The sequence below is a fragment of the Phycisphaeraceae bacterium genome (assembly GCA_019636795.1).
In the GTDB taxonomy this organism is placed as follows: domain Bacteria; phylum Planctomycetota; class Phycisphaerae; order Phycisphaerales; family UBA1924; genus JAHBWW01.
Genome location: JAHBWW010000002.1, coordinates 241,319 through 255,548, shown reverse-complemented (window position 1 = coordinate 255,548; position 14,230 = coordinate 241,319). Strand labels below are relative to the sequence as shown.

The following is a 14,230-nucleotide window of genomic DNA, read 5'->3' as shown; positions in this document are numbered from 1 at the left end:
CTGCCGCCCCAAGGCCTCAGTCGTTCCTGCGCAGCAACGCCAAGAGGTGAAGCACGCGCAGGTACAGCCAGACCAGCGTCACCATCAGCCCGAACGCGCCATACCACTCCATCCACTTGGGCGCGCCAGTCTGTACGCCATCCTCGATCCTCTTGAAATCGATGATCAATGTCAGGGCTGCCAGAACCACCACGCCCCCTGCGATCAGGATCCCCAGAGGGCCCATTTCGTGCAGGAACGGAACCCCAGCGCCGAGCAACCGCAGGATCCATGTGCTGATCGCCGCCAGGAAGTATCCGATGACCATGATGGAGACCACGCGGACGAACATCGGCGTCGCCCGGATGATGCGCAGCGAATACGCCAGCAACATTGCGCCCGCAATACCGAAGGTCAGCAGCACAGCCTGAAACACGATCGAGTCGCCGATCTGAGCCACCGTACTCGTGCTGCCCGTGCTGCTTGCCTGGCCGCTCGCCCAGGTCTGATACCACATTGAGATCCCGCCGAGTGCCGCTCCCATCAGAATCGCGTACACAGGGCTGAGAAACTGTGCCGAGCGCGGATTGAAGATGATGACCAGCGCGAGGATGAACCCCACGATGAACCCGCCAAAGGTCACCATGCCCAGGAACGGGCCCGCCCATGTCACCGCTGCCAGAGCCGATGCCGCGCACAACCCGAGCAGCACGCCAGTGGCGTTGATCGTGCCTTGCAACGTCATCACGCTGCGGTCCTTCACCCCCGATTCAAGATCCGACCATCGCGCAGGCTGTTGAAAGACACCGAGTGCGGGATTGTTTGATTGAATCATGGTTTCTCCTGAGTGATGAATGCTAAGAGACTGTGCGAGCCGACCCGGACAGGTCAGCCGCCGTCGTGACCCTGCTCCCAGGTGTAGTTGGGAGATTCTTTCGTGATCTTGATATCGTGTGGATGATTCTCGACCCGCGTGGCTGCCGACACACGACAGAACCGTGCATCCGTTCGCAACGCTTCGATCGTCGCGCACCCGCAATACCCCATCGCCGAACGAAGCCCCCCTACAAGTTGATACACAAACTCAGCAAGAGAACCGCGATACGGCACAAGTCCCTCGACCCCTTCGGGGACGAACTTCATCGCGGGCCTGCCCGAAGCGTCCAGCTTGTCCGACTGCCGATATCGGTCGGCCGAACCCTTCATCATGGCGCCTTCCGAACCCATCCCGCGATACGACTTGTAGCGACGCCCGCCCGAGATCACCATCTCGCCTGGGCTTTCATCAAGCCCCGCGAAGAGGCTTCCCAGCATGACCGTGCTCGCGCCTGCGCCGATCGCCTTGGAAATATCACCACTGAGCCTGATCCCGCCGTCGGCAATGACCGGTACGTCCGTTCCCGTCGCTTCCACCCCGCGCACCGCGTTCAGAATGGCTGTGATCTGAGGCACGCCAACGCCCGTCACAACGCGCGTCGTGCAGATAGACCCGGGACCGATGCCCACCTTGATCGCATCTGCCCCCGCGTCGATCAGATCAATCGCAGCCTCGGCCGTCGCAATATTGCCCGCGATGACATCGATCGCGTGCCGCGCCTTGACCTCACGAACCATCCGAAGCACATTCTCCGAATGGCCATGCGCAGTATCAACCACCAGCACATCGACCCCGGCAGCGATCAACGCATCGACACGCTCGTGCTGATCCGGCCCGACCGCAGCACCGCAGATCAATCGCCCGCGGGAATCCGTGCAAGCCTGCGGGAAGCGCGACTGTCGCTCGATATCCCGCATCGTGATCAGCCCCGCCAGATGAAACTTGTCATCGACCAGCAGCAGCTTCTCGACCTTGTTGGCATTGAGAATAACCTCGGCCTGTTCGAGCGTCGTCTGCGGCGGAGCGGTGATGAGCCCCTGCGAAGTCATCACGTCGCCCACCCGCGTGGTTTCATCAACGCCGAACTTCAGATCGCGCCGTGTCAGAATGCCCACCACGCGCCCGCGCGTTCGGATATCACGCGAGCCATCGGTCGTCACCGGAAAGCCCGAGACATGATGCTCGCGCATCAGCGTCTTGGCCCGCCCGATCGTGTCGTCGGGTCCGAGCGTGATCGGATCGCTGATCACCCCATTGGCCGATCGCTTGACCTTCGCCACCTCGCGCGCCTGCGCCTCGGCCGGCATGTTCTTGTGAATGATCCCGACGCCGCCCTCCTGCGCCAGCGCAATGGCCAGCGCGCTCTCCGTCACCGTATCCATCGGGGCCGACACCAGCGGAATGCGGATCTGCACGTTCCGCGTCAGTCGCGTTCGCACATCCGCATCGGCCGGCAGGATCGCGCTCCGCCGCGGCAGCAGCAGAACATCATCAAACGTGATGCCTTCCGCAGCAATCTTGCCAGCAGCCGGATCCGTCAGAAAGTCATCTTGCATTGCCGTCAGTGTACCCATGAGAGAGGGTTCGTCGCGCATCATCCCCTGTCAAGTGCTCGAAGTCCGCAATCTTCTTCGATCCGCCCAAAACCGCCTGTCCTACCCTGTCTCAACACCCACCCTCCTCGCCATGACACGATTCAACAAGGTCCATCTCGCCAAGCCCTCCCTCGACACCGAGTTCCTGCTGACCAATTGCCTAGGCGGGTTCGCCATGGGAACCACCCTCGGCACCCCCACCCGCCGCTATCACAGCCTCCTCGTCGCAGCCACACGCCCCCCGGTCGATCGCGTAGCCACTGTCAGTCAAATCGCCGAGCGCCTCACAATCACCGTTCCCCGCCCAGCAACCGAGCATTGGATCACTCCATTGCACTTTCACGGCTCGCCCGCCCCGACCGCTGCCCCAGGCCTGGCATCCTTCACCCGCGATGCCAACTCATGCATCTGGCGCTACACCTTCCCGGGCGGCATCAGCCTCACCAAAACCCTCACGCTCGCAGCCGAGCGATCCCTCGCCCGCGTCCATTACCGCCTGACCGCCTCAGCAGCCGCTGGTGTGCTCACCCTCCATCCGCTCGTCTGCCTGCGCGACTTTCACAGCCTCAACAATTCCGACGCCTTCAAACTCAGCGCCAACGGCCGAAGCCTCATGATCTCCTCAGCCTCCTCCCATGTCCGCATCGAACACGACCCGGGTCTCTCGCGGCAACCCGCTCGCACCCTGTGGCGGAACGTCTATTACCACCGCGAAGCCGATCGTGGTCAGGACAGCATCGAACACACCCTCGTTCCCGCGACCTATTACATCGAGTTCGACCCTGGAGCCGCGGCCGAAGGCTCGATCTGGATCGTCGCCGACAACGGACCGATCGAGCCTGTCGCTCGCCGCGAGCCGCCCGGTCTCGACGCCGCCCTGAGCGGTCTTGACCCGAGCGAAACACAAGCCCGCACCGCCCTGACGCGCCTCACCGAATCTGCCGACGCCTTCATCGTCCGCCGAGGGCAAGCACCACACTTCGGCACAACCATTCTCGCAGGCTATCCGTGGTTTGCCGACTGGGGCCGCGACACGATGATCGCACTCCCCGGCCTCCTGATCGAAACCGGCCGCCATGCTCAGGCCGCCGCATGTCTTTCGACCTTTGCCCAGCACATCCGCCGCGGCCTGGTCCCCAATCGATTCGACGACTACACGGGCGATGCCCACTACAACACCGTCGATGCTTCACTCTGGTTCATCCACGCCACCACCGAACTCCTCCACCACGCGCCGGACATTCCTGAGCGCCCCGCATTGCTCGAAGCCTGCCTCTCGATCATCAACGCCTACGCAAGCGGCACCGACTTCGGCATCCGCCTCGATTCCGACGGCCTGATCACCGCAGGATCACCCGAATCCCAGTTGACCTGGATGGACGCCCAACGCGACGGCGTGACCTTCACCCCACGCCACGGTAAAGCAGTCGAAATCAACGCCCTGTGGCACCACGCACTCGTTCGACTCGCTCGCCTGACCCAGGGCCCCGACCAGCAACGCCTGATCACGCTCGCCGAATCCTGCCGTGTTGCCTTCGCAGCCTTCATCAACCCCGCCGGAGGCCTCTACGACAGACTCGAGCCAGTGGGCGACATCTTCCACCCCATCACCGAAATCCGTCCCAATCAGATCTTCGCAGCAAGTCTCGAACACAGCCCGCTCGACTCCGACCAGCGCCGAGCCGTCGTCGCAGTGGTGCATGAACACCTGCTCACACCCTTCGGCCTGCGCACGCTCAGCCCCACCGACGCCGCCTATCAACCTCGCTATACCGGTTCACTGTTCGAGCGCGATCGCGCTTACCACAACGGCACCGTCTGGCCCTGGCTCTTGGGTGCGTACGCCGAAGCCGTCCTTCGCAGCGCGACCAGTCCCGCACACCGCTCCGCCGCACGTCAACACTTGCGATCCGTTCTTTGGCCTTTGATTGAACGTATGGATTCAGTCTGCATCGGGCACATCAGCGAAGTGTGCGGCGCTCAGCCACCCTTCCCTCCCGACGGGTGCCCCGCGCAGGCATGGTCAACCGCCGAACTCCTTCGCGCGTGGAGACTCGTCAGCGCGCCAGAACCGGTCTCACTCAGATCCTCGGCCCCGAGTTGAGCAGACGTTCCGCATCGTCCGGCGTCATCGATCCCTCAGCCACATACGCCGCGATTTCTCGCCGCGACTGTTCAACCTGCCGCCTTGCAAGCACCGACTTGACCAGGCCGCCCAGCGACAGCATCGTCACGAACAGCAGCCCGCCCACGATCGCGATCAGCGCGATGTGTTCACCTTCGATATCTGTTGCAAGCGTCCACATGTCCGATCTCCTCGGGTCAGTTTCACTCAATCACCGCACATGCTCTTCGGCTCGGCAGTAAGCAGACGCTCGGCATCGGCCGGGGTCATCGATCCTTCAGCCACATACGCCGCGATCTCGCGACGCGACTGCTCAATAGCAGACCGCTTCACCATCCCCTGCACCGTTGCCATGATGATCCAGACCACAAACACAGCACCGCCGACAACAGCGAAGGAAATTCCCCCCAAGTCCCATGAAGTAGCCAGTGTCAGCATCACCTGCTCCTTTGCTCAGTCCCGGTGCCTCGCTGCAAGAATGCGTTCGCCTTGCTCAGGCGTCATCGATCCTTCAGCGATATATGCTGCAACTTCGCGCCGCGTCCGCTCGCGCGACATGCCCGTCACGATCTTCGACACCGCACTGATCAACGTGCACGAAACAATAGTTCCGGCCACGAGTACCATGAACAAAGTTGATTCCTGTCTCACCATCGTCTCGATCAGGTTGCCCATCGTGTCCTCCTTCGGCTGCCAGCCTTCATTGGGATCCCCAACCCTCGGCTTTCACCCCCCGCCGCATACGAGTATCGCATGACAAGCCCGCCCGATCAAGCCCCTTCCACACACTTCGACCCGACGATCGTTCGTGCCATCCTCGCTGCGTATGCCCAGGGCCTCTTTCCCATGGCCGACCCCGACTCGGGCGAAATCCATTGGTTTGACCCACCCGTTCGTGGCATCATCCCGCTCGATGACTTTCGAATCTCGCGATCGCTTGCCCAGCGCGTCCGCAGCCGCCGCTTCGCCATTACCGCAGACACCGCCTTCGACGCCGTGATCGAAGCGTGCAGCCGGCCTCGCGCTGGCCCCGGCGGAGAGACCTGGATCGACCATCGCATTCGCAACGCATACTCCATGCTCCACCGCGCCGGGCATGCACACTCCGTCGAAGCATGGCTCACCACAGAACAGGGTCCGATACTCGTCGGAGGGCTCTATGGCGTGGCCCTCGGAGGACTCTTCGCTGGCGAATCCATGTTCTCCCGCCCCGACCTCGGAGGCACCGACGCCAGCAAGGTCTGCCTTGTCCACCTCGTTGCTCACCTCCGACGTCGCGGCTACACCCTCCTCGATACTCAGTTCACCAATCCGCACCTTGTCCAATTCGGATGCACCCAAATCACACGCCGCGCATACATGGTTCGATTGCGAGAATCTGTCAATCTTCAATGCGAATGGCAGCCTTTCGTATAATTGAGACTGCAGCAGACACCCTTAAAATCTCCGATGCAGCAAGCTGTCGAGCGGTTACTCAAGTAATGGGTCGCATTCTCCCTTGAGTCAGCCACCTGATACCGACTGATCCAATTTCGCTTGCAGCTCTTCGAGTGCCCTGTTGTAGTGCCTCAGGCCGTCAAGTGTCATGGATCGACTAAGAAAGCGAAACTCGTCGCCAAAGAGTGTGTTGAGCTCACTGCGCACTTCTACATATTCCTCGGCGCCCATAGTCCGCCTGACTCTGTCGAGACTTGTCACGAGCGTGATGCGCTTGACGGACGCTTGTGCGATAAGAGAATTCCGCTCAGCTTCCGTCTTCAGGGCAGCCAGATCCTCAGGCGTGCTCGCCCGCTCCACGACAACCGAGAGGCCATGCCAGAATGAACCTCGCTTGTGATACTCCACAAGATCCACCAGTGCCAGATCGATCGGATACTTATCGATCGTTTGGGTCATCCGGGATTCCATGCTGATTCGATAGTCCCTTCGTTCGTCATCGCACGCCCGCACGATCGCAGTCGCGAACGACTTTGCGTACAACTCGGAGCGAAGCAGGTCGCCGGTTGCACCGGCGAACGCCGCACCCGCTGCCAGTCCTCGAGTCGTTCCGGATGGATCAAGCACCGCTGCCAGCCCGGCGAGTGAATTACGCGCTGTTCCAAGTGAAATCTCCCACATATCCTCCGCAGCGAGTATTGAACTCAAGTGGATGACGGCAATTCGTTCGGAAAGGTGCATCAAGTCCGCGATCAAGCGGTTTCGATCAGTTGTCGATTCTGTCGCACGCCGATACGCGGTTTTCCGAACGTTGAAGGCGTCTTCTATCGCTCGTACCTGTACGGCCTGTTTGACCACACGTTCGGTTGCTTCCCCCTTGTTGATTGTTGCCTGTTCGACCTTTGAGTTGCTCTCGGTCACATCGCTTTGAGCTTTGATTGCCGCACGATTCAGCGATTCAAGCTTCTTTGTGTTTCGAGCCTCAGACTCAAGCGCAAGATTCAGAGCCGTCTGATGCCTCGCAAGCGCGGCTAAGGCTGAAGCATGCTCCGCTTCAGCCCTGCGCAGATCACTGTCTGCGCGGGCTGATTGCCCTCGCACTTCGCTCATAACCAACCGGGCCTGACGCACTTCCTCCGGCGCGACAAAGTTCGCGTCGCGATCTTCCTTGAAGTAATACGACTTCAGATTCACCTCAAGAAACCTCGACTCGCCGGCTTCTGAGCCCTTCACTGTGAGCAAGCTCGGAATGCGATATGCACTGCCGTTTCCACCTTGTTCCCAACTCGAACGCCTTCGCTCCGATGTGTACGAAGCGCTGCATCCGAAACTCGCGAAAATCACAGCCAGCAACGCTCCGGCACAGAAAATCCGCATCCTCATCCCATTTTCCTTTTTCAAATTTGACCTGTCGAGGACCCCCGAGTACCCCGAGGAAAATGTACCGACTTTCTGAGGAGCACGCTCTAGTCAACAGTTCTTGGTGTGGATATCCCTAGTTGTAACTGACCATTCGGCGTAACCTGTATTGAGTCACTTTCAGACGCAGAGGTGACTCACTGGTAGCGCAGGCCTAGTAACCAACATAGGTTGCGTAAAAAAACCGACGCTTTACGTCGGTTCATGGTTCAAGATTCGTGTTGTGCTTCGACTCAGTTCTGCGCCGCAGCCTTGGCCCGGTACTCACGCAGAGGCTGGGGACGCGGTGCGTCCGGGTTCAGCGGGTCCACATGCACCTTGCGCCCGATGAACACCACCTTGCCCTCAGAAACGCTGAACAGCGTGTCGTCCTTGCCGCGGCGAACATTGAACCCAGGCAGGAACTGCGTCCCGCACTGGCGCACGATGATCGCGCCCGGGCGGACATCTTCGCCCCCATAAAGCTTGATCCCGCGATATTGCGGGTTGCTGGTGCGTCCGTTCTTGGTCGAGCCTTGGCCCTTCTTGTGTGCCATATTCAGTGCCTCATCGCACCCGGTCAGGGGCGGAGAGAAGGTTAGCCCCTCCGTTGCCTCTCGTCCAGTTTCCCGCCGCCACAACGCTTACCGCATCACCCAGAGAGACCCGGTCAAGGGCAAAGGCTCAGGCCCGCGCCCCTGCAACATCCCCGGTGTGTCATACGACAACATCAGCGTCTTGCGCAGCATCACCCGCTTGTTCCGCTTTGTCTCCGGGTCACGAACCACGAACGGCTTGTACTCGCCCGAAAGACCAGCCGCGAAAACCTGGATGCCGTCGGTCTCCAGATCATCCGCAGGCCACACAATCAGGCCGTCCCGGGCGTTCTCGATACCCTGGAGTATTTGCCCCAAAATGCTGATCTGATCCTCGAGGTACGGGCTGCGCAACTGCCCCAGCAGATACGCAGTCACCTCCGGCGGAACTTCGCGTCCCGCCCGCCGAATCGCACCCTCAGCCGTCACAAGGTCAAATGAAGGAGCAAAGATCAGATCCTGCCCCGAATAGTTCGTGACCCGATACGTCATGTAAAAATAGTGCCTTGCCGGCTGATTGGGCAACTCCACCCACATCACCCGCAAGGGCCCAGGTTGGAAATCCAGTTCCCACCGCGTCGGAACCGGGTCCGGCTCAGGAGCCAGAGCCACGACCATCGGAAGTTGCAGCGCCAGGATGCACACCAGAACCAGCGACACCAGGCCTGCCCTTCGACCCGAATACCGCGTACTCAACACTGGGAACTTCATCAATGTCCACCGATCTGCCAGTGAGGCTTGAAACTCGATTGCGCTGCCATCAGTCGGGACGATCCCACGCCGTCCGCCCGGTTGCCCTTCGGGTTGATAGTCTAGTGACATGGCGCAGCACGTCAAACCCCACCCCACCAATCCTGCCACGCTGAATCCGATTCGCTGATCCCGCCTCGTTGGTTCGAGCCCATGCCCAACTCTTTACCCATGCACTCCGCCTCCCGAATCCCCGCCCCCCTGGTTGAATCGGCTGCCGAACGCCTCGTGAGCGTTCCTGCGCGCGCTCGGCGGGCAGCCGCCCGACAACTCATCGAGGCCGCCCCGGCACACGGGATAGACCTCTCCCTCCTGTGGGGGGTGGTTGACTGGTCCGCCTCTCCGCCCCGAGTCGCTCAGGTCTGCCTCCTGGTCCCTACTTCAGGGCGCACAGCGATGGTGTACGTCTCCGGCCAGGATGACGCGCCATCCGCTGCCGACCCCGCGACCCAGCACCACAATCGGGTGGATGCCATCACAGCCGCGTTCGCCGAAGTGGACGAACACCTGTCTGATCGGATCCGGTTGTGCCAGACTCTTGTCTCGCCGCGCGAGACGTGGTCGCTCACAGCGTGCCTCGAAGCGGGGATGCAGGAAGTCGCTCAACTGGATTATCTGCGATTGAGGCTTGATTTGGCACACCACGAAGCGGTGGAAGGGGCGATGCCCTCGGGCGTGCGCGTGCGCCCGATCGGGGATCTGAAGATCCCGGCAGAGCGAGACACTCTTGCGCGCGCGCTCGAGCGCAGTTACATCGACACGCTCGACTGCCCCGCGCTCTGCGGCATGCGCGAGACTGGTGACGTGATTCAATCGCACCTTTCAACTGGGCAACACGACCCCGCGCTCTGGTGGGTGATTGAACTGGATGATCAGCCAGAAGGCGCGCTTCTTCTGAGTCCGTTTCCTGACCAGCGCCTTGTTGAGTTGGTGTACGTCGGGTGGTCACCCGTGCTGCGCGGGCGCGGACTAGGCGGAATTCTGATGTCGCGTGCGATCGCATCGGCGCGCAGGACTGGTGCAGTCGAGATGACGTGTGCGGTGGATATGCGCAACGAGCCGGCGTTGCGTCTGTACGACCGATTCGGGTTCGTGCCGATTGATCATCGACACGCGCTGGTGCGCCCGACGCTGGAGACTGCGCGGTGAAGATTGCGTAAATCCTCGGGCGATTGTGTGAAGAAGTCGTGTTGTCCACGCGGTTGTTCACAGGCTTTGGATGGCGACGCGATGCGTCGTGGATAAGAGTTTTTTTTTGGGCGCAAGTTGTTGGTTTTCTAGGCTCTGGACGCGATGTGAATGAGTTTTCGGGAGATGTCCTCGTTGCACGAAGTGCCCGAGTGTACTACGCTGGTCCGGTCGTCGGCCAAGGAGATTTGGGCCGACATGAAGACCTGTTCATTGGATGCGTTGCGAAAGGGCAGCATGCTCCAACAGCATGCTGAGGCGATCATGTGCGCACAAGGCACCACAACAGAACTTCACGCCCGCCAGCAGGCCTGCAGAGGTTTGGCGGGGAGATCGGCGGCATGGATGACGCCACGGATCTCGTGCGACTCCGAGCGGTCTCGGCGGTCGTCTCGTCCCACTCGGTGCTTCGCAAGCGCGACGCACATCGACTCTCCGCCGGAAAGGAGAACAGGGTGGAATCAAGGTCATCCGCTGCAGTGCAAAGTCAACCCTACGAATCAACTCGCGCCGGAGAGCAATCTCCAGGTCGTCAGTCACCGTCCGAACTGGCACACCATCTTCGGGGGCTTTTCAGCCAGGAGGTGGGGCCTGAGCGCTTCGCACGGTTCTTCGATCAACAGACACTTGTTGCGGTGGTTGATGACGCGGTCGATGTGACCGTTCCCAACGATTTCACGCGCGATCTGCTCGAACGGCGATTCGGGTGCGACCTGCGCCGCGTGCTGCGCGATGAATCCGATCGGCGGGGGCGGGCACTGGCGCTGCATTTTCGCGTCGATCGCAGCGCGTTCGGCGGAGGGGGATCAACACCTGCACCGACCGCCAGCGCACGGGCAGAGCCCTTGCGGACACGATCGCGGAGCAACGGGCGGAGCGGTGATCGCTTGGAAGCAAGACACCAGTTCGCGGGGTTCGTTGTGGGTGAGGCCAACAAGGTTGCGTACGCAGCAGCGCGGCGATTGGCGGAAGAAACAGCGATCAGTGCGTGCAGCCCGTTGTTCATTCACGGCGCGTGCGGCCTCGGGAAGACGCACCTGCTTCAGAGCGTGGTCAACCGGTTCAGGGAAGTTCACCCTCGGGGTCGAGTGCTCTATACCACAGCGGAGGCCTTCACGAATGAATTTGTCATGGCCATTCAGTCGGGGTCAATGAACGCGTTTCGTCGGTTGTATCGAAACGTGGACCTTCTCTGCATCGACGACCTGCATTTCGTTGCAGGAAAGGAAGCGACTCAGACTGAACTGCTCCACACGCTCGATGCGATCGGGGTGGGACGGGCGCGCATCGCGATGGCGTCGGACGCCCACCCGCGCGCCATTCGCAAGTTCAGCGACGCTCTGGTTTCCCGTCTGGTGTCGGGCGCGGTGGTGAGGCTTGATGCACCCGATCTGGACCTCCGGACGCGCATTGTCGCCCACATTGCCGAGCGGCGGGGGCTGCATCTGGCCGATGGTGCTGCGCGATTGATCGCAGAGCACGGACACGGGGCGGAAGGGGTTTCGGTGCGTGATGTCGAGGGCGTGCTGACACAGGTCGAAGCGGTCTGGAGGCTGCTGCCCGATCTGGCTTCAAGCGACGGGGGCATCGGGGCAGCGATCGTGCAGAACGCGATGGACATGCGGCGGCAGGGTGGAGGGCGAAGCGTGGGGCGGCGCACAAGACCAATCCCGGTCGAGACAATCATCAGCATCGTGTGCCGGGATCTGGATGTGGAGATGAGTGATTTTCTCGGGAGTGGGCGTCATCGGCGTGTGGTGCTTGCTCGGGCGTTGGTGGTGTATGCAGCCCGCGAGCTGACTACGCGGAGTTATCCGGAGATTGCCTCTGCCATGCGTCGCCCGAACCATTCTTCGGTGGTCAGCGCGTTCACCCGTCTGAATAAGCAGATCGCAGACAAGCAAATTGTGCGCAGCACGGGCAAGTACGACGGACTGACGATGGGGGATCTGGCTGACCGATTGATCGAGCATGTCCGTCGCGAAGCGTCGGCATCGCCCGCGCAAGGGTGATTCCGCTACGATCGCTTGGGACTCAAGGCGACAAAGATGCCAGACCACAGAATGATTCCGCTGAGCAAGCCCGATCTGTCGCAGCGCGAGGAAGATCTGGTCATCGAAGCGATGCGATCGGGCAGGCTTTCGATCGGGCCCATGGTCGAGCGGTTTGAGCAGTTGGTGGCCGAGCGTGTGGGGTGTGGGCACGCGGTTGCGGTCAACAGCGGGACATCGGGGCTGCATCTGGCATTGCTCGCGCTGGGGATCGGGCCTGGGGATGAAGTCATCACGACGCCATTCTCGTTCGTGGCGTCGGCGAACTGCATTTTGTTTGTCGGTGCCAAGCCGGTGTTTGTGGATATTGATCCTCGGTCGCTGAACATGGATCCGCAGGCGCTCGAAGCGGCGATCACGCCGCGCACCAAGGCGGTGCTGGCGGTCGAGACGTTCGGCAATCCGGCGCACATGGACACCTACGCGCGGATCTGCGCCCGGCATGAGATTCACCTGATCGAGGATTGCTGCGAGGCGCTTGGGGTTAAGCATCGGGGGCGTGCAGCGGGGACATTCGGGCGGGTCGGGGTCTTTGGGTTTTATCCGAACAAGCAGATCACGACGGGCGAGGGCGGGATGATCGTGACGGATGACGCGAGGCTTGCGGATTGCTGCCGAAGTTTGCGCAATCAGGGGAGGCCGGTGTCGCAGGTGGCGGGGCAGGCGGCGGGTTCGTGGCTGGCGCATGAACGGATGGGCTTTAACTTCCGACTCAGCGACATCAATGCGGCGGTTGGTGTGGGGCAGATGGAGCGGTTCGATGCGATTGTGTCGGCGCGGCGGAATGTGGCGACGATGTACATGCAGAGGCTGATGGGGGCGTCGCAGGTGGTGCTGCCGACGGTCGAGCCGGAGACGGAGCAGAGTTGGTTTGTGTTCGTGATCCGGCTTGTGACGGGGTATACCGATGTGGAGCGGGATCGGATCATTCAGGGGCTACGGAACCATGATGTGGGTGCGGCTCCGTATTTTCCGTGCATCCATCTGCAGCAGTTTTATCGGGAGAAGTTTGGCTTCAAGACCGGGCAGTTTCCGATTGCCGAATCGGTGAGTCAGAGGACGATTGCGATTCCGTTTTATGGGAGCCTGACGCGGCGTGAGGTGGATCTGGTGGCGCAGACGCTGGAGGTGATGATCGCGCGTGAGCACCTGTCGCGGGCTTGAATGGGCGATTTTGGGTGCTAGACTTGCGACCACGCCTTTTGGGAGGCCGATCATGCCGAATGTGTGTCATTTCACCGGGAAGAAAACCGGATTTGGGAAAAACAGGACGTATCGCGGGCAGAAACTGAGCAAGGGTGGCTTCGGTCTCAAGCCGACGGGCATCACTCGGCGTCAGTTCAAGCCGAACCTTCAGATCGTGCGTGCGGAACTGACCGACGAGAAGGGCGTGACGCGGGTCAAGAAGATCCGTGCTTCGACCAAGGCGATTCGGTCGGGGCTGGTGGTCAAGGCCCTGCGTCGCAAGTATGGATATACCGCTCAGCAGAAGGCTGCGGCGGGGCACTGAGCGAGCGGCTTGAACAAGCAGGAATGAGACGGGCGGCATTGGCTGCCCGTTTTTTCTTGCGACTGCAAGATCGGCGTGCTGCGGGGGGTTGAATAGATTAGACTCTGGTGTAGGGCGGGGCGTTCCGGGATGGATGCTCGTGCCAAGGAGGTTCGCATCGATGCTCTGTGGCGAATGCGGCGAGCGTGAAGCGACAATCCACGAGTTGGTGATTATCGCGGGGAAGGCGATCGAGAAGCACCTGTGCGAAGAGTGCGCAGCGGCGGCAGGACTTGGCGCGGGCTCGCATGTGCCTCTGGAGCAGTTGGTTTCGAGTTTCGTCAAGAATCCTGGTGCCGCGATTGAGGCAGCCAGCGAACTGGCGTGTCCGTATTGCACGTTGAGTTACGCTCGGTTCAAGCAGACGGGATTGCTTGGGTGTGCGGGGTGCTACAAGGCATTTGAGGAGAAGATCGGGCCTCTGATCGAGCGTGCGCATGGTGGCGCGACGCACCATGTGGGCAAGATTCCGCGTGGAGCGATGGCGCGGAGTCGCGAGGGCGGGATGGAACGGCTTGAATCGCTGCTGGGGAGTATGGAAGAGCGAGTACGGCGGATGAACGAGTTGCGCAAGCAGCTTGCGGACGCGGTGCAGGCTGAGCAGTATGAACGGGCGGCGTCGCTTCGAGATGAGATTCGCAAGTTGAGCGAGATGGAATCGCCGCCTGCGAGTCTGGGGGAGTGA

At 61.1% G+C, this 14,230-nt stretch carries 15 protein-coding genes; 7 read left to right on the top strand and 8 right to left on the bottom strand.

Going from position 1 to position 14,230, the window contains the following annotated elements; translation table 11 throughout:
• Nucleotides 1-16: 16 nt before the first annotated feature.
• The gene (locus KF757_04290; GenBank protein ID MBX3322190.1) at nt 17-814 is read right to left on the bottom strand and encodes a Bax inhibitor-1/YccA family protein; all 798 of its coding nucleotides are present in this window, start codon (nt 812-814) and stop codon (nt 17-19) included.
• A gap of 53 nt (nt 815-867) precedes the next feature.
• On the bottom strand, nt 868-2,412 hold the full coding sequence (guaB, locus tag KF757_04285; protein MBX3322189.1) for an IMP dehydrogenase: 1,545 nt from the start codon (nt 2,410-2,412) through the stop codon (nt 868-870).
• A gap of 130 nt (nt 2,413-2,542) precedes the next feature.
• Here guaB and KF757_04280 point away from each other — a divergent pair, with 130 nt between their 5' ends.
• A complete protein-coding gene (locus KF757_04280) occupies nt 2,543-4,555 on the top strand; it encodes a glycogen debranching enzyme family protein (GenBank protein ID MBX3322188.1) in 2,013 nt (670 codons plus the stop codon).
• Here the strand turns inward: KF757_04280 and KF757_04275 are convergent.
• Genes KF757_04275 through KF757_04265 form a run of 3 tightly spaced genes read right to left on the bottom strand, consistent with a single transcriptional unit; the run spans nt 4,533 to nt 5,251 of the window.
• The gene (locus KF757_04275) at nt 4,533-4,757 is read right to left on the bottom strand and encodes a hypothetical protein (protein ID MBX3322187.1); all 225 of its coding nucleotides are present in this window, start codon (nt 4,755-4,757) and stop codon (nt 4,533-4,535) included. The genes KF757_04280 and KF757_04275 overlap by 23 nt on opposite strands.
• Nucleotides 4,758-4,783: 26 nt before the next feature.
• On the bottom strand, nt 4,784-5,014 hold the full coding sequence (locus KF757_04270; protein ID MBX3322186.1) for a hypothetical protein: 231 nt from the start codon (nt 5,012-5,014) through the stop codon (nt 4,784-4,786).
• 15 nt (nt 5,015-5,029) lie between these two features.
• Complete coding sequence (locus KF757_04265; protein ID MBX3322185.1) at nt 5,030-5,251, bottom strand: hypothetical protein; 222 nt, start codon at nt 5,249-5,251, stop codon at nt 5,030-5,032.
• 78 nt (nt 5,252-5,329) lie between these two features.
• Between KF757_04265 and aat the strand changes: the two genes are divergently transcribed.
• On the top strand, nt 5,330-5,992 hold the full coding sequence (gene aat, locus KF757_04260) for a leucyl/phenylalanyl-tRNA--protein transferase (protein MBX3322184.1): 663 nt from the start codon (nt 5,330-5,332) through the stop codon (nt 5,990-5,992).
• 87 nt (nt 5,993-6,079) lie between these two features.
• Here the strand turns inward: aat and KF757_04255 are convergent, their stop codons facing one another.
• The 3 genes from KF757_04255 to KF757_04245 form a co-directional block, all read right to left on the bottom strand.
• A complete protein-coding gene (locus KF757_04255; GenBank protein ID MBX3322183.1) occupies nt 6,080-7,255 on the bottom strand; it encodes a hypothetical protein in 1,176 nt (391 codons plus the stop codon).
• Between the two features lie 410 nt (nt 7,256-7,665).
• Nucleotides 7,666-7,968 carry a 50S ribosomal protein L27 gene (locus KF757_04250; GenBank protein MBX3322182.1) on the bottom strand — a complete coding sequence of 101 codons (303 nt, stop codon included), beginning with the start codon at nt 7,966-7,968 and terminating at the stop codon, nt 7,666-7,668.
• Nucleotides 7,969-8,055: 87 nt separating this feature from the next.
• Complete coding sequence (locus tag KF757_04245) at nt 8,056-8,829, bottom strand: hypothetical protein (protein MBX3322181.1); 774 nt, start codon at nt 8,827-8,829, stop codon at nt 8,056-8,058.
• Nucleotides 8,830-8,910: 81 nt separating this feature from the next.
• Between KF757_04245 and KF757_04240 the strand changes: the two genes are divergently transcribed.
• The 5 genes from KF757_04240 to KF757_04220 all read left to right on the top strand — a co-directional run bounded on the left by KF757_04240 (nt 8,911) and on the right by KF757_04220 (nt 14,230).
• Nucleotides 8,911-9,906, top strand: a complete 996-nt coding sequence (locus tag KF757_04240) for a GNAT family N-acetyltransferase (protein MBX3322180.1) — start codon at nt 8,911-8,913, stop codon at nt 9,904-9,906.
• Nucleotides 9,907-10,286: 380 nt separating this feature from the next.
• A complete protein-coding gene (locus KF757_04235; protein ID MBX3322179.1) occupies nt 10,287-11,957 on the top strand; it encodes an ATP-binding protein in 1,671 nt (556 codons plus the stop codon).
• Nucleotides 11,958-11,993: 36 nt separating this feature from the next.
• Entirely contained in the window at nt 11,994-13,160 is a 1,167-nt protein-coding gene (locus tag KF757_04230; protein MBX3322178.1) for a DegT/DnrJ/EryC1/StrS family aminotransferase, read from the top strand.
• 52 nt (nt 13,161-13,212) lie between these two features.
• On the top strand, nt 13,213-13,506 hold the full coding sequence (locus KF757_04225) for a 50S ribosomal protein L28 (GenBank protein MBX3322177.1): 294 nt from the start codon (nt 13,213-13,215) through the stop codon (nt 13,504-13,506).
• Nucleotides 13,507-13,666: 160 nt separating this feature from the next.
• Entirely contained in the window at nt 13,667-14,230 is a 564-nt protein-coding gene (locus tag KF757_04220; GenBank protein ID MBX3322176.1) for a UvrB/UvrC motif-containing protein, read from the top strand.

Excerpts from the sequence above, each read along its gene's own strand:
- KF757_04270 (MBX3322186.1), bottom strand. The coding sequence starts at position 5,014 with ATGCTGACACTGGCTACTTCATGGGACTTGGGGGGAATTTCCTTCGCT.
- KF757_04250 (MBX3322182.1), bottom strand. The coding sequence starts at position 7,968 with ATGGCACACAAGAAGGGCCAAGGCTCGACCAAGAACGGACGCACCAGC.
- KF757_04235 (MBX3322179.1), top strand. The coding sequence starts at position 10,287 with ATGGATGACGCCACGGATCTCGTGCGACTCCGAGCGGTCTCGGCGGTC.
- guaB (MBX3322189.1), bottom strand. The coding sequence starts at position 2,412 with ATGCAAGATGACTTTCTGACGGATCCGGCTGCTGGCAAGATTGCTGCG.
- KF757_04245 (MBX3322181.1), bottom strand. The coding sequence starts at position 8,829 with ATGTCACTAGACTATCAACCCGAAGGGCAACCGGGCGGACGGCGTGGG.
- KF757_04230 (MBX3322178.1), top strand. The coding sequence starts at position 11,994 with ATGCCAGACCACAGAATGATTCCGCTGAGCAAGCCCGATCTGTCGCAG.
- KF757_04240 (MBX3322180.1), top strand. The coding sequence starts at position 8,911 with ATGCCCAACTCTTTACCCATGCACTCCGCCTCCCGAATCCCCGCCCCC.
- KF757_04275 (MBX3322187.1), bottom strand. The coding sequence starts at position 4,757 with ATGTGGACGCTTGCAACAGATATCGAAGGTGAACACATCGCGCTGATC.
- aat (MBX3322184.1), top strand. The coding sequence starts at position 5,330 with ATGACAAGCCCGCCCGATCAAGCCCCTTCCACACACTTCGACCCGACG.
- KF757_04290 (MBX3322190.1), bottom strand. The coding sequence starts at position 814 with ATGATTCAATCAAACAATCCCGCACTCGGTGTCTTTCAACAGCCTGCG.
- KF757_04280 (MBX3322188.1), top strand. The coding sequence starts at position 2,543 with ATGACACGATTCAACAAGGTCCATCTCGCCAAGCCCTCCCTCGACACC.
- KF757_04265 (MBX3322185.1), bottom strand. The coding sequence starts at position 5,251 with ATGGGCAACCTGATCGAGACGATGGTGAGACAGGAATCAACTTTGTTC.
- KF757_04220 (MBX3322176.1), top strand. The coding sequence starts at position 13,667 with ATGCTCTGTGGCGAATGCGGCGAGCGTGAAGCGACAATCCACGAGTTG.
- KF757_04225 (MBX3322177.1), top strand. The coding sequence starts at position 13,213 with ATGCCGAATGTGTGTCATTTCACCGGGAAGAAAACCGGATTTGGGAAA.